The organism is Kitasatospora sp. NPDC094028 (assembly GCF_049543595.1).
GTDB lineage: Bacteria > Actinomycetota > Actinomycetes > Streptomycetales > Streptomycetaceae > Kitasatospora.
Map to the genome: position 1 here is coordinate 164,100 of NZ_JBMVFA010000013.1, position 18,683 is coordinate 182,782.

The 18,683-nt window shown below is 73.7% G+C and carries 16 protein-coding genes and 1 pseudogene; 7 read left to right on the top strand and 10 right to left on the bottom strand.

All coding sequences use genetic code 11. From position 1 onward, the window contains the following. Nucleotides 1-103 precede the first annotated feature (103 nt). Entirely contained in the window at nucleotides 104-1,111 is a 1,008-nt protein-coding gene (locus ACPC54_RS21175) for an NADP-dependent oxidoreductase (RefSeq protein ID WP_498966733.1), read from the top strand. Nucleotides 1,112-1,181: 70 nt separating this feature from the next. Here ACPC54_RS21175 and ACPC54_RS21180 read toward each other — a convergent pair whose 3' ends face one another. After that, the gene (locus ACPC54_RS21180; RefSeq protein WP_498966735.1) at nucleotides 1,182-3,302 is read right to left on the bottom strand and encodes a hypothetical protein; all 2,121 of its coding nucleotides are present in this window, start codon (nucleotides 3,300-3,302) and stop codon (nucleotides 1,182-1,184) included. Between the two features lie 34 nt (nucleotides 3,303-3,336). After that, nucleotides 3,337-3,567 (bottom strand): annotated as a pseudogene (locus tag ACPC54_RS21185) (AAA family ATPase); the annotation flags it as partial. Nucleotides 3,568-4,138: 571 nt separating this feature from the next. Here ACPC54_RS21185 and ACPC54_RS21190 point away from each other — a divergent pair. From ACPC54_RS21190 to ACPC54_RS21210, 5 genes are all read left to right on the top strand, one after another. Further along, nucleotides 4,139-5,746 (top strand): ATP-binding protein, encoded by a 1,608-nt coding sequence (locus tag ACPC54_RS21190; protein ID WP_498966737.1) that lies wholly within the window; start codon nucleotides 4,139-4,141, stop codon nucleotides 5,744-5,746. Nucleotides 5,747-5,763: 17 nt separating this feature from the next. Further along, nucleotides 5,764-6,150, top strand: coding sequence for a roadblock/LC7 domain-containing protein (locus tag ACPC54_RS21195; RefSeq protein WP_208615517.1), 387 nt, complete (start codon nucleotides 5,764-5,766; stop codon nucleotides 6,148-6,150). A 71-nt stretch (nucleotides 6,151-6,221) separates the two neighbouring features. Continuing rightward, a complete protein-coding gene (locus ACPC54_RS21200) occupies nucleotides 6,222-6,584 on the top strand; it encodes a DUF742 domain-containing protein (protein WP_498966739.1) in 363 nt (120 codons plus the stop codon). Beyond that, complete coding sequence (locus tag ACPC54_RS21205; protein WP_498966741.1) at nucleotides 6,565-7,182, top strand: GTP-binding protein; 618 nt, start codon at nucleotides 6,565-6,567, stop codon at nucleotides 7,180-7,182. Before ACPC54_RS21200 ends, ACPC54_RS21205 begins: the two co-directional genes overlap by 20 nt. Before the next feature lie 28 nt (nucleotides 7,183-7,210). Beyond that, nucleotides 7,211-8,707, top strand: coding sequence for a cytochrome P450 (locus tag ACPC54_RS21210; protein ID WP_498966743.1), 1,497 nt, complete (start codon nucleotides 7,211-7,213; stop codon nucleotides 8,705-8,707). A gap of 49 nt (nucleotides 8,708-8,756) precedes the next feature. Here ACPC54_RS21210 and ACPC54_RS21215 read toward each other — a convergent pair whose 3' ends face one another. The 6 genes from ACPC54_RS21215 to ACPC54_RS21240 all read right to left on the bottom strand — a co-directional run bounded on the left by ACPC54_RS21215 (nucleotide 8,757) and on the right by ACPC54_RS21240 (nucleotide 15,339). Further along, nucleotides 8,757-10,382: a purple acid phosphatase family protein gene (locus ACPC54_RS21215; RefSeq protein WP_498966745.1), complete on the bottom strand. Its 1,626-nt coding sequence runs from the start codon at nucleotides 10,380-10,382 to the stop codon at nucleotides 8,757-8,759. 116 nt (nucleotides 10,383-10,498) lie between these two features. Next, nucleotides 10,499-11,344 (bottom strand): SAM-dependent methyltransferase, encoded by an 846-nt coding sequence (locus ACPC54_RS21220; RefSeq protein ID WP_498966747.1) that lies wholly within the window; start codon nucleotides 11,342-11,344, stop codon nucleotides 10,499-10,501. 73 nt (nucleotides 11,345-11,417) lie between these two features. After that, nucleotides 11,418-12,716, bottom strand: a complete 1,299-nt coding sequence (locus ACPC54_RS21225) for an MFS transporter (protein ID WP_498966749.1) — start codon at nucleotides 12,714-12,716, stop codon at nucleotides 11,418-11,420. 495 nt (nucleotides 12,717-13,211) lie between these two features. Then, complete coding sequence (locus tag ACPC54_RS21230; RefSeq protein ID WP_498966751.1) at nucleotides 13,212-13,562, bottom strand: 5-carboxymethyl-2-hydroxymuconate Delta-isomerase; 351 nt, start codon at nucleotides 13,560-13,562, stop codon at nucleotides 13,212-13,214. Nucleotides 13,563-13,662: 100 nt separating this feature from the next. Continuing rightward, nucleotides 13,663-14,055, bottom strand: coding sequence for a ribonuclease domain-containing protein (locus tag ACPC54_RS21235; protein WP_498966753.1), 393 nt, complete (start codon nucleotides 14,053-14,055; stop codon nucleotides 13,663-13,665). A gap of 114 nt (nucleotides 14,056-14,169) precedes the next feature. Further along, nucleotides 14,170-15,339, bottom strand: a complete 1,170-nt coding sequence (locus ACPC54_RS21240) for a DUF6183 family protein (RefSeq protein WP_498966755.1) — start codon at nucleotides 15,337-15,339, stop codon at nucleotides 14,170-14,172. A gap of 129 nt (nucleotides 15,340-15,468) precedes the next feature. On the opposite strand from ACPC54_RS21240, the gene ACPC54_RS21245 reads away from it, so the two are divergent. Next, nucleotides 15,469-16,122, top strand: a complete 654-nt coding sequence (locus tag ACPC54_RS21245) for a dihydrofolate reductase family protein (protein WP_498966757.1) — start codon at nucleotides 15,469-15,471, stop codon at nucleotides 16,120-16,122. Between the two features lie 73 nt (nucleotides 16,123-16,195). Here ACPC54_RS21245 and ACPC54_RS21250 read toward each other — a convergent pair whose 3' ends face one another. Together ACPC54_RS21250 and ACPC54_RS21255 are read right to left on the bottom strand one after the other, a co-directional pair. Continuing rightward, nucleotides 16,196-17,077, bottom strand: coding sequence for a geranyl diphosphate 2-C-methyltransferase (locus ACPC54_RS21250; protein WP_498966759.1), 882 nt, complete (start codon nucleotides 17,075-17,077; stop codon nucleotides 16,196-16,198). A gap of 63 nt (nucleotides 17,078-17,140) precedes the next feature. Continuing rightward, on the bottom strand, nucleotides 17,141-18,454 hold the full coding sequence (locus ACPC54_RS21255; protein ID WP_498966760.1) for a family 2 encapsulin nanocompartment cargo protein terpene cyclase: 1,314 nt from the start codon (nucleotides 18,452-18,454) through the stop codon (nucleotides 17,141-17,143). Between the last annotated feature and the right edge of the window lie 229 nt (nucleotides 18,455-18,683).

Sequence of the window (18,683 nt, forward strand, 5' to 3'; positions counted from 1 at the left end):
GGCCAGATGACTGAGCGCTTGCTTAGAATCGGCGGCGTCCGGCTCGGGCCCGTACGCCCGTAGGGCGACCACCGTCAGTGCGACCACCGTCTGGAGACGCCACATGACCTCCGTCAACCGCCAGATCCGCCTCGCCCGCCGGCCGGTCGGGGAGGTGCGGCCCGAGGACTGGGCGCACGTCACCGAGCCCGTCCCGGCGCCCGGGGACGGGGAGTTCCTGGGCCGCACCCGCTACCTGTCGCTGGACCCGGCGATGCGCGGCTGGCTCGACGACCGGCCCTCCTACCTGCCGCCGGTCGCGCTCGGCGAGGTGATGCGGGCCGGCTCGGTGGTCGAGGTCGTCGAGTCCAACCACCCCGAATTCCAGGTCGGCGACCTCGTGTCGGGCGGCTTCGGCACGCAGGAGTACGCGGTCTCGGACGGGCGCGGCGTGATCAAGGTCGACCCGGCACTGGCCGCCCCCTCCACCTACCTCGGCGCGCTCGGCATGCCCGGGCTGACGGCCTACTTCGGGCTGCTGGAGGTCGGTGCGCTCAAGGAGGGCGACACGGTGGTCGTCTCCGGAGCCGCCGGGGCGGTCGGCACCATCGTCGGGCAGATCGCCAAGCTGAAGGGCTGCCGGGTCGTCGGCATCGCGGGCGGGCCGGAGAAGTGCGCGCTGCTCACCGAGGAGCTGGGCTTCGACGCGGCGATCGACTACCGCGCCGAGGACGTCCGCAAGGCGCTGCACACGCACGTACCCGGCGGCATCGACGTGTACTTCGACAACGTCGGCGGCGAGATCCTGGACGCCGCGCTGACCAAGCTGGCGATGCGCGCCCGGGTCGTGGTGTGCGGCGCGATCAGCCAGTACAACAACGAGACCGCCGTGCAGGGCCCGTCCAACTACCTGTCGCTGCTGGTGCGCCGGGCCCGGATGGAGGGCTTCATCGTCTTCGACTACGCGCGCCGCTACCCCGAGGCCACCCGGGAGCTCGCGGGCTGGATAGGCGAAGGCCTGATCAAGGTCAAGGAGCACGTGGTCGACGGCGGCGTGGACGACTTCCCGGCGACCCTCGGGATGCTGTTCCGCGGCGAGAACACCGGCAAGCTCGTCCTGCGCGTCAACTGACCCGCTCGGGGTCCGGCCCGAGGCTCCGGGGTCCGTACGGGCCCCGGAGCCTTCGGCGGCCTCAGCGGCCTCAGCGGAGGACGGACGCCAGCACGGCGCGCAGTTCCTCGTCCCCGCGGATCATCCCGCTGTCGAGCCCGAAGACGACCAGCCGACGATCCCCGTCTGCGAGCTCGGCCACCCGGCCGCGCTGCTCCGGCGTCAGGGCGGCGCCGCCGAGCGCCCGCAGCGCGTCGCCGGCGCCCTTGAGGTCGGCCTCGGTCTCGGCCGAGTGCAGCGCCGCCTCGGCGAGCCGGGCCCGGTCGAGGCCTGCCGGGTCGGCGACGGCGAGCAGCCCCAGCACCGCCGAGGGCGCCTGCCCCGGGTCGTCGAGCAGGGCTTCGAGCCGGCCGGTCAGCGGGCGCCCGGCCGGGCCGAGGACGACGATGTCGCGGGCGGCGCGGCCGGCCGTCCAGCGGAACCACTCCCGACCCTCGCAGCGGTCGAACACCGCGGCCAGCACCGGGACCACCTCGGCCGCGTCCCCGGCGAGCCGCCACAGCGCCAGCGCCACCGCGAGATCCGCCTCGACCTCCGGCGTGGTGTCGCGCTCGATGGCGCGGGTGAGCACCGCCCGCAGCGCCGGGGCCAGGTGGGCGGCCGCCGGGCCGAGGTCGGCGACGGCGCGGGCGGCCTCGGCGACGGCGCGCGGGCCGGCGGCGAGTTCCGTCCCGGCGGCGGCGAACAGCGGGCCGGTCTCGCCGGTCAGCTCGTGCAGCGCCTGTGCCACGAGCAGCTTCCCGGCGCCGGCCCGCAGCGCGGCGGCGGCCTGCTCGCGCCGCTCCGGCCCGGCCCCGGCGGCGACGGCGGTGATCGCGGTGGCTGCGTAGTGGAACCGGGGCAGGACGGCGGCCAGTTCGGGCAGCGCCTCGGCGGCGGCCGGGCCCCAGCGCTGCAGCAGGTGGACCAGCCCGGCGATGTCGTTGTGCTCCTCGGTGGTCGAGCAGCCGCACGCCTTCCCGTCCTCGGAACGCTCCGGCGCCTTGGCGGCCAGCCGCGCGCGCACGGCGGCGAACAGCTCCGGGTCGAACGGGACGGTCACCTCGGAGGCGCGCCGCATGGCGCCCGGGCGCCGGCCGAGGGCGCGGGCCAGCAGCGGGGCGGCGGCCCCGGGAGCCATCAGCATCAGCGCGGCGAGCGCCTGGTCGGCCGCCTCCTCGTCCGGCTGCGCGGCGAGCTCGGCGAGCAGGGGTACGGCCTCGGCGGCGGCCGGGCCGAACTTGCCCAGCAGTTCGGCGGCCTGCCGCTCGGCGGCGAGCGGGGCGATCGCGGGGATCAGCCGCTGGGCGGCGCTGCGGGACAGGGTGCAGGCCCGGTCGGCCGCCCACAGCGCCTCGGCCCGCACCTCGGAGCGGTCGTCGCGCAGGGCGGCGTCGATCAGGGCCAGGGCGCTCTCCCGGTCGGTGTCGGTGCCGCGCCGCAGCAGGGTGCCGACGATCGTGCGCAGCGGCTCCCGCTGCTCGTGCGCGTGGCTCGCCCGGGCCGTCTCACGCGCGGGCAGCAGGCCGAGGACGGCGTCGTGGTGGGCGGCGCGCCATGGCTCCCCGGCGTCCAGGGCCGCGAACACGGCGGCCAGGCGCACCGGCGCGGGCGTGTCCGGGCCGAGCAGGGCGCGGGCCTCGGCGGCGGCGCCCGCACGGTCCAGCCGGCCGTGGGCGGTGAGGAGTTCGGCCCGGACGGCGGGCTCGGTCTCGACCGCCGAGCGGGCACGGAGCGCGGGCAGCGCGGTGCCGGTGTCCCGGGTGTGGCCGACCGTCCAGCCGGCCGTCTGCCGGACGCCGGCGTCCTCGTCGGCCAGCAGCGGTATCAGCAGCGGCAGTTGGGCCGCGACGGCGGCGCGGACGGCGCCCGGTGCGACGCCGCACTCGTCCTCGCTCTCGGCGAGGCAGCCGAGCAGCCGCAAGGCGTCGACGGTCTGCCGCCCGGCGGCGGCGATCCGCGCCAGGTACGGGGCGGCCTCGACGCTCGCCGTGTACACGGTGCCCTGGTGCACGATCGACCCGTACAGCTCGTCCAGCGCCTCCTCGGCATCCTCGCCGCCCTCGGCGAAGGCGCGCAGCAGCTCGGGCAGGTCCTCGGCGGGGCCGTAGGCGTGGTGGAGGGTGGCCCAGGGACGGGCGTCGAGGCCGGCGAGGGCTGCGGTGAGATCCATGGCCGCGATCCTGGCAGGCCGGTCGGACATTCCCTCAGTCGAGGTGCCGCAGGTACGCCTCGGGCCGTTCCAGGAACCGCCGCCAGTGGTCGACGAGCGCCAGGTCCCGCCAGCGGGCCGCGCGCACCCCGTGGTCGCCGACCTCCAGCACGGCCGAGCCGGGGGTGGCGGCCAGCGGCGGCGAATGGGTGGCGCACACCACCTGGGCGCCGGTGCGGCCGAGGTCGTGCAGCAGGCCGACCAGGGCCAGGGTGGAGGAGAAGGAGGCCGGGTGGCAGGCCAGGGCGACGAGGCGAGCGGCCGGGCCGAGGCGGTCGGCCGTGCTGACGGTGGTGCCCGGCCGGTACGGCGGGCGGCTGGCGGCGGGGCCGCTGCCGGGCGGCGGCTTCCGGGTGCGGGCGGTGCCGCCGGTGCCGGCGCCCACCGGTCGACCATGACAATGGTCAGCCCGCACGGAGCCCTCCCCCGCCCCCGGTCTCACCCGGACGGGTGATCATCCGCGTCGCAATTCCGGCCCGCTGGACCGGCAATAGCACGAACGGCCCGCGTCGCGCGGGGAATGAGGCCGAAAACCGTTCGCACGAGCGAATCCCGGGCCGCTTGCCGGTGCGCGCGCCGCCGGGGGAGAAGCCTTGGGGCGGGGCGTCGACCGCCCCGGCTGCGACAGGTGTGCGAGTGGTCCGACATTCCGGGCGAGCGGCCACAAGTCGGTTGCCTCGCAGGAATTTTGAGATCCGGTCAGGAGTGTCCGGAACTTGGCTATGCTGCGGCCCACGCTTCCGGAGCCGGTCGACGCCCCGTCCCCGTACTGTTCCGATCGTTTGAGGAATCGCCGCATGCATCGAGCTGGATCGTCACCCGACAGAGGGCGCACCACGCCCCTGCTCGGCTGGCTGCTGCCCACCGCCGTGATGACGGCGGCCGCCGCCGTGGCCGGCGTGGTGGTGGACGCCGGGGCCCGGGCCGAGGTGGTCGGCTGCGGGGCGACCGGCACCGTCCTGGTGGCCGTGGTGGCCGCCGAGTCGGCCCGCCGGGGCCGCGCGCTGAACGCCCTGCGCGAGCAGAACACCCGGCAGGTGGACGACCTGAAGCGCCAACTCGCCGGCCAGGAACGCGAGATCGAGCGGATGGCGTCCACCGGGCTCGACATCCTGGTGGCCGGCGCCCGCTACGGCTCGTCGATGGACGTCCTGCTCAAGCCCTTCGAGCAGGCCGACACCGCCGCCTCGCCGAAGTTCCGCAAGAACCTGCGCACCGTCGCCCGCGGCATCGCGATCGCCGTCGACGACGAGGTCAGCCGGCGCGACTCCGCCGAGCGCGCCTTCGTCAACATCGCCCGCCGGGTGCAGGCCATCATCCACCGCCAGGCCAAGGACCTCCGGGAGATGGAGGACCGGCACGGCAACGACCCGGCGGTCTTCGACGACCTGCTGCGGCTCGACCACGGCAACGCCCTGACCGGCCGCCTCGCCGACTCCATCGCCGTCCTCTCCGGCGCCCGGCCGGGCCGCCAGTGGACCAGGCCGATCGCCCTCTACAGCGTCCTGCGCGGCGGCATGTCCCGGATCCTGGAGTACCAGCGCGTCGACCTGCACCCGGTGCCGCAGCTGTCGGTCACCGGCCCGGCCGTCGAGCCGCTGATCCACGCCGTGGCCGAGATCCTCGACAACGCCACCCGCTACTCGCCGCCGCAGACCCACGTGCACCTGAGCGCCTCCGAGGTGCAGAGCGGCATCGCCATCGAGATCGAGGACGGCGGCCTGGGCCTGAGCGACGAGGCCCGCACCCGCGCCGAGCGGGCGATCCGCGACGGCATGGTGTCCAAGGACTTCGACGACCTCACCGAGTCCCCCCGGCTGGGCTTCGCCATCCTGGGCCGGCTCTGCCAGGCGTACGGCTTCCAGCTGTCGCTGCGCCGCTCCGCGTACGGCGGCGTCCGCGCGGTGCTGATCGTGCCCCAGGACATGTTCACCACCGCTCCCCCGACCGGCCGGGCGCACGGCATCGGCGCGGTCTCCGGGCCGCGCCCGCTCCCGCCGGAGCCGCCCCGCGGCGCCGGTCCGGCGCAGGCCTGGGGCACCCGGACGGCCTCGGCCGGCGTCGGCCCGTCCTACGGCTCGACCAGCCCGTGGGGCGGCCCCGGGGGCGGCGGGGACGACGAGGTGGTCGTCACCGAGCGGACCCCCAACGGCCTGCCGCAGCGCCGCCGCCACCTGCCGCCGGCCCGGGGCCTCACCACTCCCCCACGCGGCACCGCGCAGCCCACCGGCCCCACCGCCGGGCCCTCCGTCGGCGCGGCGCAGGCACCCCGCCCGCGGAAGGAGCCCGGCCTGTGGCTGGAGGCGTTCATGGACGGCTACAAGGGCACCGGCCCGTCCGCCGGTTCGTCCGGTCAGACCGGCACTCAGACCAGTGAAGAGACGGCAGGGAAAGGCGAGCAGTGATTCCGCACCGCAACAACATGGACTGGATCCTGAACGACCTCGCGCACAGCGTCCCGTACGTGCGGCACATCATCGTGCTGTCCTCGGACGGCCTGCGGATCGCCCAGTACGGCGCCGACCCGGACACCGCGGACCGGCTGGCCGCCGCCTGCGCCGGGTTGCAGAGCCTGGCGAGCGCGGTCGGGCAGCAGTTCCCGCACGGGAACGGCTCGATGCGGCTGGTGGTGATCGAGGTGGACGGCGGCTACTTCTACCTGATGTCCGCCGGGGACCGCGCCTACCTCGCGGTGCTCGCCGACGAGGGCGTCGACGCGGGCCTGGTCAGCCACCAGATGCGCGACCTGGTGGCCCGGATCGGCGAGCACCTGTCCGCGCCGCCGCGCAACCCCGAGGCGGTCGCGTGACCGCCCGCACCGCGGGAGCCGCCGGGTGCGGAACGGGCACCTGACATGAACGAGCACAGTGAGGCGAGCACATGACCGCAGCCGACCAGAGCGGCTGGGACGGCCCCGATCCCGATCGCCTCTACGTGATCACCCGCGGCCGCAGCGGCCCCTCCGGGCCGGGCGTCTTCGACCTGGTCACCCTGATCGTCTCCCTCGCGGAGCCGCCGCCCACCCTGCAGCCCGAGCACGCGGCCATCCTCCGGCTGTGCCGCTCCCCGCTGTCGGTGGCGGAGGTCTCCGCCTACCTCGAACTGCCGACGAGCGTGGTCACCGTCCTGCTGGCGGACCTGCTCGACGACGGGCGGATCGAGGCCCGCTCCGCCGTCCCCCGGGCGGAACTCCCCGACCGTGCCCTGTTGGAGGCGGTGATCCATGGACTTCAACGGCTCTGACACCGTGGTCGGCCCGGCGGCAGAGGACCGCCTGCCGGACACCGTCGCGATGGCGGTCAAGGTGGTGATCGTGGGCGGCTTCGGCGTCGGCAAGACGACGCTGGTCGGCTCGGTCAGCGAGATCCGCCCGCTGACCACCGAGGAGACCATGACCCAGGCCGGGATCGGCGTCGACGACCCGACCGGCGTGGAGCAGAAGACCGCCACCACCGTCGCCATGGACTTCGGCCGGATCAGCATCGACGACCGGCTCGTCCTGTACGTCTTCGGCACCCCCGGCCAGGAGCGCTTCTGGTTCCTCTGGAACGGCCTGTTCGAGGGCGCGCTCGGCGCCGTCGTCCTCGTCGACACCCGCCGGCTGGAGGTCAGCTTCGAGGTGATCGGGCGGCTGGAGGACCGCGGCGTGCCGTTCGTCGTCGCCGTCAACGGCTTCCCGGAGGCGCCCAGTTACGCCCTCGACGAGCTGCGCCAGGCCCTCGACCTGCCGCCCCACGTCCCGATCGTCCCGTGCGACGCGCGCAGCCGCGAATCCAGCCGGGACACCCTGATGACCCTGATGCGCTACCTGTACGACCTCGCCGTACCCGCCCCGCGCTGACCGACCCACCCCTGATTCCGGAGACCCTGTGACCACCCCGTTCCCCGGCGACGCCGCCCTCACCCCGCCGCCCGGCTGCCCGGCCCACGGGCGCCCCGCGGTCGACCCGATCGGCCCCGGCGGCCTGCGCCGCCTGTACGGGCCGGAGGCCGAGACCGACCCGGCGGGCCTCAACGAGAAGCTGCGCGCCGAGTACGGCGAGGTCGCCCCGGTGCTGCTGCACGGCGACCACCGGGCCTGGCTGGTCCTCGGCCACGCCGCCAACATCACCGTGATGCGCACCCCCTCGCTGTTCTCCCGCGACTCCCGGCGCTGGACGGCCTTCCGCAACGACGAGATCCCCCCGGACTCGCCGCTGATGCCGGTCGTCGCCTGGCAGCCGATCTGCGTGTTCGCGGACGGCGAGGAGCACCGGCGGCTGCGCGACGCCCTGCTGGACGGCCTGAACGGCTTCGACCGCCGCGGCATCCGCCGCCACGTGCGGCGCTTCACCACCGACCTGGTCCAGGTGGTCGGGCAGACCGGCCGGGCCGAGCTGATCACCCAGTTCGCCGAGCACCTGCCGATGCTGGTGATGACCAAGCTGCTCGGCATGCCCGACGAGTACGGCCCGCAACTGGTCGACGCCGCCCGGGACCTGATGAAGGGCACCGAGACGGCGGTGGCCAGCAACGAGTACGTGGTGGCCGGCCTGCGCCGCACCATCGCGATCAAGCGCGCCGACCCGGGCGACGACCTGACCAGCCGGCTGCTCGCCCACCCGGCCGGGCTCACCGACGACGAGGTGATGGAGCACCTGCGGGTGGTACTGCTCGCCGCCAACGAGACCACCGTCAACCTGATCGCCGACTCGCTGAAGATGGTGCTCACCGACCCGCGCTTCCGCGCCCACCTGTCCGGCGGCCAGATGACCCTCGGCGAGGCGCTCGACCAGGTGCTGTGGGACTCCCCGCCGATGTCCCTGGTGGCCGGGCGCTGGGCGACCACCGACACCGAGCTCGGCGGGCAGCAGATCAAGGCCGGCGACCTGCTGCTGCTCGGCATCGCGGCGGGGAACGTCGACCCGGTCGTCCGACCCGACCTGGCCACCCCGCTCTACGGCAACCGCTCCCACCTGTCCTTCGGGGCCGGGCCGCACGAGTGCCCGGGCCAGGACATCGGCCGGCACGTCGCCGAGGCGGGCATCGACATCCTGCTCACCCTGCTGCCGGACGTCCGGCTCGCCGTGCCGGTGGAGGAACTGGTCTGGACCTCGGCCTGGATCTCCCGCCACCTGGTGGCGCTGCCGGTCGAGTTCACCCCGCGCGAGATCGAGCCGGACCCGCAGTCGCTGGCCGAGGAGGAGGCGCGCGAACGGGCGGCCGCCGAGGCCGCGAAGGTCGTGACGGCCGCCGCGACCGCGGAGCGGACCGACGCCGCGGGGCCGGCGGGCGCCGACCGGGCCGAGGCGCCGCGGCCGGTCGCCGCCGTCCCGGCGCAGCGGCGCGGCTGGTGGGACGTGCTGACGGGCTTCTTCCGCCGCTGATCCCACCGCCCCCGCCCCCGCCCCTGCACCGGCCACCCGGCCCGCCCGGCTACCCGTCGGTCCGGCGCCGGTGCAGGATGAAGGTGTCCACCGGGGTGAGGTCCCCGTGCGGGCCGTCGAAGGTGTAATAGGTGACCCGCATCGTGGTGGTGCCGCCGCGCCGGTCGCCGGGGTCGACGTCGAAGGCGGCGAAGCCGTGGGTGTTCTTGCGGTCCTGGACGGCGGCCCAGGGCGCGTCCTCGGTGAGCCAGATCGACTCGCGGTTGGGCGCGCCGGGGGCGGGCTTGTCCTCCAGGCCGATGACCACCCGGCCCTTGGGCTGCTCGAACAGGTCGTCCTGGGTGGTCGCGGCGTTGCCGCCAGCGCCGATCACCATGTGGACGGTGCCGCGTTCGGTGTCGGCCGCGGCGGGGTCGGTACCGGTGGGCACCGGGGTGCGGGTGTCGTTGGGCAGGGTGCCGCGCACGGGGTGGGAGCGCTCGTAGTAGTGCTCGTGGCCGCAGACCACGAGATCGACCCCGTAGGAGTCGAACAGCGGGCCCCAGGCCTCGCGCAGGCCGAGGTCGCTGCCGGCGCCGTGCTGCGACGTGGAGATCATCGGGTGGTGCATGCAGACCACGATCCAGTCGATCCCCCGGTTGCTCCGGGCCGCGCGCAACTCGCGCTCCAGCCAGCGTCGTTGGGCGCCGCCGGAGTAGCCGCGCAGGTAGGTCTCGCTGGACATCTGGATCGCCTCGTCGTCGTTGGCGAGGCTGATGAAGCGCACCGAGCCGACCGTGAAGGCGTACCACATGCCCCGAGTCTCCTCGTCGCTGGCGGCGGGCGAGTCGGGGAGGGTGAAATAGGTTTGGTACCCGAGGGCGCCGATCGGGCCGTTGCCGTTCTCGTTCTCGTGGTTTCCGGCGCAGGGCATCCAGGGGCGCAGCCGGGCCGAGCGGCTGTTGTTGATGAACCAGTCGGCCCAGATCGCGGTGCGGCTCTGGCCGTGCCGGCCGCCGTAGGAGGCGTAGCAGAGGTCGCCGTTGACCAGGTTGAACAGCGGGCCGACGCGTTCGACGGCGGCGACGATGTCGGCGGCGTGCGGGGAGCCGATCTGGCTGCTCATGTAGACGGGGTACTTGCCGAGTGGTGAGGGCATCCCGTCCGGGAAGACCAGCCGGCGCCGGAGGTTGGGGGTGGCCTGGTCCCCGAAGCTGGTGAAGGTGAACGGGACGCGGCCGCGCGGGGCGGTGGTGAAGGTGCCGGTCTCGGGGGTGGAGCCGTCGTGGCCGGCGCTGTAGAGGTAGGTGGTGCCCGGGCGCAGGCCGGTGAGCCTGGCGTGGTGGACGTACACCTCCTCCTTGTTCAGGGAGTCGCGGTAGGTGCGGGTCTCGGCGTCGACGACGTGGCCGAGGCCGCCGCCCGGTGCGCCGAGCCGGACCTGCGGGCGGCGGACGGAGACCGGGGTGATCCAGGAGACGGTCATCTCGGTGGCGGCGTCGGTGCCGAACTGCAGGTGCAGGCCGCTGACGCTGGGCGCGCCGGTGCGGTGCGGGGTGGTCCGCAGCAGCGGACTCGCGGGCGCGTCGCCGTCCCCGTCGTCGGCCGAGGCCGGCTGGGCGGCCGCGGTGCCGGCCACCAGCGCGGCTCCGGCCGCCGAGGTGCTCTTGAGGAGGGACCTGCGTGGGATCGTCATGTGAACTCCGCCTGCCGAGTGGGGGTTTCGACTTCCGGAGCACTGTAGGTGGCATGCGCACGTAAAGTCGATCAGTAGGCGGGAGCGGACTGGCGGAGGATCAGCAGGACGGGCTGCTACGGCTTGCGGCCGACGCCGCCGTAGGCCGGCGTGACCTCGGTGGGAGCGGGGCCGTCGCCGAGTTCCGGGTGCCACTGGTCGATCAGCACCACGCCCGGGTCGTCGAGTTCCAGCCCGGCGAAGAACCGCTCGACGCCGGCCCGCGGGCGGGCGTGCACCTCCATGCCCGCCTCGGCGTAGCGGCGGGAGCCCTGGGCGATCCGCTCGGGGGCCGCGTCGGTGGTGCCCGCGGTGAGGGCGAGGAAGCTGCCGGCGGGCAGCGCGTCGAGCAGGGCCCGGACGGGCGGGTGCGCTGCCTCGTCGGAGAGGAAGTGCACCAGGTTGATCAGGGTGAGCGCGACCGGTTGGCCGAAGTCGAGGGTGGCCGCGACGGCCGGGTCGGCGAGGAACTTCCCCGGGTCGCGCAGGTCGCCCTCGACGTAGGCGGTGCGGCCCTCGGGGGCGCTGCTGAGCAGGGCGCGCGAGTGGGCGAGCACGATCGGGTCGTTGTCGATGTACACCACCCGGCAGGCCGGGTCGACACGCTGGACGACCTCGTGCAGGTTGGGCGCGGTGGGGATGCCGGTGCCGACGTCGAGGAACTGCCGGACGCCGTGCGTCTCGGCGAGCCGGTGGACCATCCGGTGCATCACCGAGCGGGCGGCGGCGGTGGCGCCGCGGGCGCCGGGCCAGTCGGCGAGGACGCGCTCGCCGACCGCGCGGTCGGCCGGGAAGTTGGTCTTCCCGCCGAGCAGGTAGTCGTACACCCGCGCCGGGTGGGCCCGGTCGGTGCGCAGGTCCGTCTGCGGCGGCTGCTCGAACTCGGCGTCCAGCAGCCAGCTTTCCGGCTCGTACTCGTCCATGGTGCCTCCCCGTGCGGCTCGTCCGGACCACTCAAGCACAGCGGTTCGGCGCCCGTCAGGCGGTTCTTGGGGTTCACCTGGCGCCGGTGGACCGCGCGTCGCGGACGGTGGCGGCGAAGGACGGCACCCGCAGCGCGGTCACCAGGCCGAGCAGCGGGCCCGCCGTGCATACCGTGACGTAGGCCGGGATGAGGCCCAACCCGCCGTGGTGGCCCAGCCATTCGGCGAGCAGCGGGAAGGTGCCGCCGAACGCGGCGATGGTGGCGGCGTTGACCACGCCCAGGCCGACCGCCCGGACCTCGGTGGGGAACAGCAGCCCGGTGAACACGTTGAGGGTGCCGAGCACCGTCGCCACCAGCATCCCGAGCAGCAGGGCGACGGCCTGGAACGGCAGCCAGCCGCCGCGCAGCCCGGCCAGCAGCACCCCGACCAGCGGGATCGGCAGGGCAAAGCCGACGCCGGCGACCGGCAGCAGCCCGAAGCGGTCGGCGGCGGCGCCGGTGAGCAGCATGGTGACCAGCACCACTGCCAGCACCTCGGTCATGAAGGAGGAGGCCTCCTCCTTGCCGATCACGCCGTACGCGGCGGCGTACTGCGGCAGGTAGACCAGGGCGAAGTAGTAGCCGACGGTGCCGCCCAGGGTGTTGAGGAAGACGGTGAGCACGGCCCGCCGGTGGGTGCGCAGGGTCCGCAGGAACGGCGGCCAGCCGTCGCCGCGTTCGGCCCGGGCGCGGTGGAACTCCGCGCTCTCCGGCGCCGCGCGGCGCACCCAGACGGCGGCCAGGCCGAGCAGCCCGGCGGCGACGAAGCCCCAGCGCCAGCCGCCGTGCTCCAGGCCGGACTTGCCGATGGTGTGGATGAGCAGCGTGAGCACGCCGAAGGAGAGCAGCGAGCCGACGATGACCCCGCCGTAGGAGACCGAGCTGAACGCGAAACGGTGCCGGGGCGGGGCGGTCTCGGTGACGTACGCGGCGACGCTCGGCGCCTCCCCGCCGAAGGCGAGGCCCTGCACGAGCCGGGCGGCGACGGCCAGCACGGCGGCCCAGACGCCGATGGTCTGCCGGCCGGGCAGCGCCGCGAGGCCGAGGCTGGCGGCGGCGATGACCACCATGCCGAGGCTGAGCGCGAAGCGCCGGCCGCGGGTGTCGCTGAGCCGGCCGATCAGGTAGGAGCCGATCGGCCGGGCGACGAAGCCGACCGCGAAGGTGGCGTAGGCGGCGAGCAGGCCGCTGACGCCGTGCTTGCCGTGGCCGAAGAGGTCGGACGCGAAGTAGGTGGCGAGAACGGCGTAGATGTTCCAGTCGAAGGATTCGACGATCGAGCCGACCGTCGCCGCGGCCAGCTCCCGCCGTCGGCCGCCACTGCCTGACACTTCGTCGGAAACCGGACTGAGAACGCGATCTGCCATGGCGCCAGCATGACACCGTTCCCGATTCGGTGGAATCCGGGGCGCGGAGTCCAGTTCGTCCGGTTTGGGGGCGAACGTTCACCGAGCCCGGAATCCCCATGTGACTGGTGTGAGTGGGTGATGATGCACGCACGCAGCGTCGCAGCCAGCGCATCCGCCTGACACGGCGATGGCTCCAGCTTCACCCGGACGACAATCTTCACGTGGCGGACGATAGTTCTCACAAAATCGAACGATCAAATCGGCAGGTCAGAGCGCACCACAGAGAGCTCCGTCGCTTCACGGCTCTGGACTAGGAACCACTTCCTCCCGGGCCTGAAGCCCCGGGGATTCCTCAGCAGAGTCAGGTGAGTCCGATGGGTGTCCCAGAGCACTAGTTCGACCCACCTCACGGCCGCTCAGGTTCAGCCCCCGTTCCCCTCCCGGATTGGGCTGCGTGACAAGCCGCGTCACGCCGACTCAGCGCCCGGGGTGGTGGACGAACCGGTAGGTGTCGTGGTCGAGTTCGGTGATCTGGACGCCGATCGCGGCCGGGACATCGATCCGTTCCCGCAGCACGGCGAGCACCCGGGCGGACAGCTCGGCGCGCTGCTCCACCGTCCGGCCGGCCAGGATCTTGAGCTCGACGAGCAGCACCGCCTCGCCGCTCGCGCCGTCACCGGCCACGGCTTTCGGAGCGGGGCGGAAGACGGTCTTGCAGTCCGCCACGGTGGTGTCGATCACCTCGACGATCGCCTCGTGCAGCTCGGCGGCCAGGCCCTCGCGGTCGAGGGCGAGTTCGGGCGAGTGGTCGATCAGGATCTGCGGCACGAAGTTCCTCCCCGGGGTACGGACGACGCCGCCGACCCTACCCCGCCATCGGACGACGGCGGGTCCCGGCCTGCGAGGCCGGGACCCGGGGGCAGCGGCCTCAGCAGCCGAAGTTGATCAGCCGGAACGTCGCGTAGTGGTCGCCGGTGTAGTAGTCCTCGTGGTACCGCTGGCCGGTGACGATCCGGCGGGTGCCGCGGGTCGGCGCGCCCGGGGTCACCACGGTGTACTCGTGGTAGTAGCCGGAGCGCTGGCTCGGGAGGACGCCCTCCTTGTTGGTGAACACCACGCCGTCCTGGCGGTACGGGAACGGCCCGCCGGAGGCGATCAGGTTGAGGGTGGTGTGCGCCTGCGCCGGGAGGGCGGACAGGCACACCGAGCCGCTGGTCGCGGCCTGCGCCTCGGCGGCGACGGCGACCGGCGCGACGACGGCCAGGGCGAGGGCGGCGGTGACGGCGGCGCGGGTCTTCCACGCGCGTAGAGTTCTGGTCATGCCAACAGCATGGCGACCCTCCCGGCCCGCCGGAAGGCACGTTCGGAGTCTTCACCTCCGGTCAACTCGCCGTACCCGTCGATGACTTGAGCAGGTACGGCGAGCGCCCCCGCGCTACCCCCCGTTGTAGTCGGTGGCGGCGAGGACGGCGAGCCGGCGGCCTCCGAAGGCGAGGGCCAGGACGCCGAAGTCCATGAAGTCCTCGTTCCACCAGTCGGTGGACACCGCGAAGCCGTACCAGGCGCAGCCGTTCACCCGCCGGACCACCTCCTCCGGCGACGCGCCCGGCGCCGCGCCCGCGAGCGCGGCGAGTGAGCGCCACGCGGCCAGCCGCCCGTAGGCGCCGTACCAGAACTCGGCCGGGTGCCCGCCGCCGCACGAGGCGGCGGCGAACAGGCGCCGCCACACCTCCTCGGCCGTGGTCGGGACGACGATCGGCCGCCTGTAGAGCCCGTCCAGGCAGTCCAGCGGCAGCTCTGTCAGCGTCCCGGGCAGTGCCTCCGGTGCGATCTGCGTACCGGTGTGGAACACCGCGGCCTCGATCCGCCCGTTGTGCCGCCCGGCCCACCGGTCCACGGCGGCGGTCAGGTCGCGCGCGTCCTCCCCGATCTCGACCGGGACGGCGACCGGAACGGCGACCGGGTCGCCCGAACCGGGCAGCGGGTCACCCGATCCGGCGATCGGTTCGCCCTCGGGCAGGCCGTACCCCACCCCGCCGGCCATCCCGCCCCGGAAGTAGTTCGGCAGCGCGGGCAGGCCCTCGAACGGGGCGAGCGCCCAGGGCAGCCAGGCCAGCGGGTGGGCGGCCCAGTACGGGGAGGTCTCCGCCCAGCCGATCGCCTCGCGCAGCCGGGCCACCGGCTTGCCGCGCAGCACCAGTTCGTGCACCAGGCAGGCACGCAGCTCCTCCGCCACGTCTCCGGCTTCCCGGTCGGCGGCGAACACGCCGCCCAGCGCATCCGCCGGCTGGTACTGGGCCAGTACCGCGGCGGTCCGGCGCCCCGGCAGTCCGTCGCGCACCCGGGTGGCCAGGCCCAGTGACAGGGCGCGGTCGACGTGCGCGCGGCCGCGGGCGGTGGTCACGTCCCAGAGGATCCGGTCGAACAGGAAGCGGTGCTCGGCGCCGGCCCGGCCGGAGCCGAAGCGGGCGTGCAGCGCGGCGGCGAACTCCGTGAGGTACGCCGTGTCACCGCGCGCCGCGTACGGGTCGAGGAACTGGTGGACGTCGCCGTCGAACTCCCGCCCCGCCAGCCCGTCCACGATGTGCTTGATCGTTTCTGCCACGACGGGTGAGCCTAACCCGGCGCCGCGAGTCGCCGACACCGATATCCGGAGCGTGACGCAGCGTCACGATGTCACACCCAGGCGTTAGCGTGGCCCCGCAACGACGTCCGAGCAGCAGGAGGTACCACCGTGTCCCTGGTCCGGGTCCACAACTTCTCGATCTCCCTCGACGGCTACGGCACCGGCGAGGGCCAGAGCCTCGACCAGCCCTTCGGCCACGCCGCCCACCGCCTGCACGGCTGGTTCTTCCGGACCCGCACCTTCCGGCGGATGACCGGCCAGGACGGCGGCGAGACCGGCGTGGACGACGCGCTGGCCCGCACCTGGAGCGACGGCATCGGCGCGGAGATCATGGGCCGCAACAAGTTCGGCCCGCAGCGCGGGCCGTGGGAGGACGAGGACTGGCAGGGCTGGTGGGGCGAGAACCCGCCCTTCCACACGCCCGTCTTCGTGCTCACCCACCACCCGCGCCCCAGCCTGGAGATGGCGGGCGGGACGACCTTCCACTTCCTCGACGCCACCCCGGAGGAGGCGCTGCGCCGGGCCCGGGAGGCGGCCGGCGGCAAGGACGTCCGGATCGGCGGCGGCCCGAGCACCGTCCGGGCCTTCCTGGCGGCCGACCTGGTCGACCACCTGCACGTGGCCGTGGTGCCGATCGTGCTCGGGCGGGGCGAGTCGCTCTGGGAGGGGCTGGAGGGCCTGGAGGAGCGCTTCGACATCGAGGCGGTGAGCAGCCCGAGCGGCGTCACCCACCTCACCTTCACCAGGCCGGCGGAGAGCTGACGGCGGGGACGAACGGCGGCGGGCGGCCTCCCGGCACCAGCGCGGGGAGGCCGCCCGGCGAGGGCGCGCCCGGTCAGACCCGGTCGGCCGCGATCAGCACGTACTGGAAGGAGCCGTCCTTGTACGACTCGATGAACGCCTCCTCGATGCCGGTGACCAGCGAGGTGGTGTTCCGCAGCTCCCAGTAGGGCAGGGTGTCCGGGGTCAGGTCGATGACGGCCTGCGGCACCAGGCGGTTGTCGGCCATCGCCCGCAGGTACTCCCGGCGGGAGTGGATGTTGCACTCGAAGTGCGCGTTGATCTGCGAGACCCACTTGGACGGCTGGCCGTACTTCGGGTTCCAGCATCCGGTGATGGTGACGTAGCGGCCGCCGACCGCGAGCACCCGGGAGTGCTCGGCCATCAGGTCGTGCAGGTCCACGTACATGCTGGACTCGTTGTTCCACGAGCCGGCGATGCTGCCGTTGGCGAGCGGCATGTCCAGCATGTTGGCGACCCGCGAGCGCACGAACTCGCCGATGCCCAGCTCGGCGGCGCGCTTGTTGCCGAAGTCGGCCTGCTGGGTGGAGAGCGTCAGGCCCTCGACCTTGCAGCCGAAGCGCTGGTGGGCCATCACCATCGAGCCGCCACGCCCGCAGCCGGCGTCCAGCAGGGTGGAGTCGGGCCGGATGTCGCCGAGGTGGTCGAGCAGGACGTCGGCCTGCGCGGACTCCAGGCGGTGCAGCTCGGCGATGACCTTCTTCTCGCGCTCGCTGTCGGCCGGGTCGCCGATCGCGGCCTGGTCGATCTCGCCGATGCCGTAGTGGTGGTGGTACAGACCGTCGACGTCACCGAGGCGCAGGTTGACCGGGCGCGCCTCGTGGTCCCAGTAGCGGGCGATGTCGCCCTGGTAGGGGGTCGCCGGGCCCGGGATCGCGGCGTCGGCGGCGGTCGTCAGGTCGTCGGTCAGGGACATGCGGGTCAACTCCAAGGTTCTACGGGTGGTTACGGGACAAAGTGGCCGCCACGACGAAGGTCGTTACCAGAAGTCGGGCAGGCTGTAGCGGTGCGTGTTGGTCTGGTGCCAGTAGTGGTTGCCGTCGAGCCAGGCGGCCACGCCGCGCAGGAACCGCACGAGCGTCGGCACCGGGCAGGCGACGGCCAGCGCGGCCGACTCGGCCTCGAAGGCGCGCATCAGGTCGTTGTGGACCTCGACGGCCTTCAGGTAGCCCTCCTTGCGGGTGACGCCCTCGCGCTCGGAGATCACCACCGGCAGGTTCAGGTGCAGTCCGGGACTGGACAGCTCCTTGGTGTACGAGTACAGGTCGTTGACGATGGTGGTGGCGTTGCCGGCCAGCGCGATCACCCGTTGCAGGGCGGGCAGCGCGTGCAGTTCGGCCGGGAGCTCGTAGCCGCCCACCGTGTCGGTGATCGTCGGGCAGGGGCGGAAGTTGTTGAACTGGCGCATCGCCAGGTACTCCCACACCTCCGGAACGTGGTCGGTCTCGGACCAGGCCGCCTCGGCCAGGTACCCCAGGTGCAGCCGCGCCATGTCGTGCCGGAAGCGGTCGGCCTGGGACGGCGTGGAGGCGCGGACGAAGTAGTCCATCGCCGAGCGGTAGGAGCGCCGTGCCGCGTCCTCGGAGAGCGAGGCCTCCCAGACCGGGTGGTACTCCGGCGTGGTGTGCAGCGGGTCCAGCGCGGTGTGCGCGAGCAGCAGGCGGCTGCCCAGGCCGATCGGCGACCCGCCGAGGTCCTCGCAGTAGCAGTCGTCCACCGCGTTCTCGGCGACCATCAGCCGGGCCGCGAGCATCAGGTGGTCGATGCTGGGCGCGTCCGGGTGGCAGGCCACCATGTAACGCCCGGTGGAGAACCCGTCGAAGTCCTTCTCCCACTCCGGCGGGTAGAGCTCGATCTCGTCGATCGCCCAGGCCTTGATCTTCAGGCTGAGCGCCTCCACCCGGACGGGGTCGGGCTCGGGGATCGGGTGGTGGTAGAGGCCCGGGATCGGGTCGCCGAGCTTGGGCTTGCCCCCGCTCGGCGCCTCGGCGGCGGCGGGCAGCAGGCCGGGCAGACCGGCCGGACCGGGCAGCGGCAGACCGGGGCCGGAGAGGCCGGGGACGCGGAGCCCGAGGACGGGTGGCGCCTGGACCTCGGGGGCCGCCGGCGCGGCCGGTGCCTGGACGTCGGGGATGACGGCCTCGGACACCAAAGCCTCCGCAGCCGGGGCCTCCGCGGGCGGGACCTCGGGAGCCGGGACCTCGGGAGCCGGAACCTGCGGCCTCAACTGCAGGCCGGAGGTGCCCAGTCCGCTGGGCCCGCTCAGGATCCGCTCGATCGCCGGGGAGCTCATCGGCCCACCGCCAGGGCCGGGGCGGGCCCGGGTGCCGTGTCCGGTCTGGTGCACAGGTACATGGAGCCTCCTCTGAGAAGGATCGCAAGATATGACGGATCGTCATGTCGGCTGCCGCGAAGGGGAATCTCCGGCCCCGAGGGGCCCGCCTCGCTCGCTTCCCCACCGTAGGCGCGAAAGAACGTTCCGCATCGCAACGGACGATCTTCCTCACCCGATCAGGTGAACG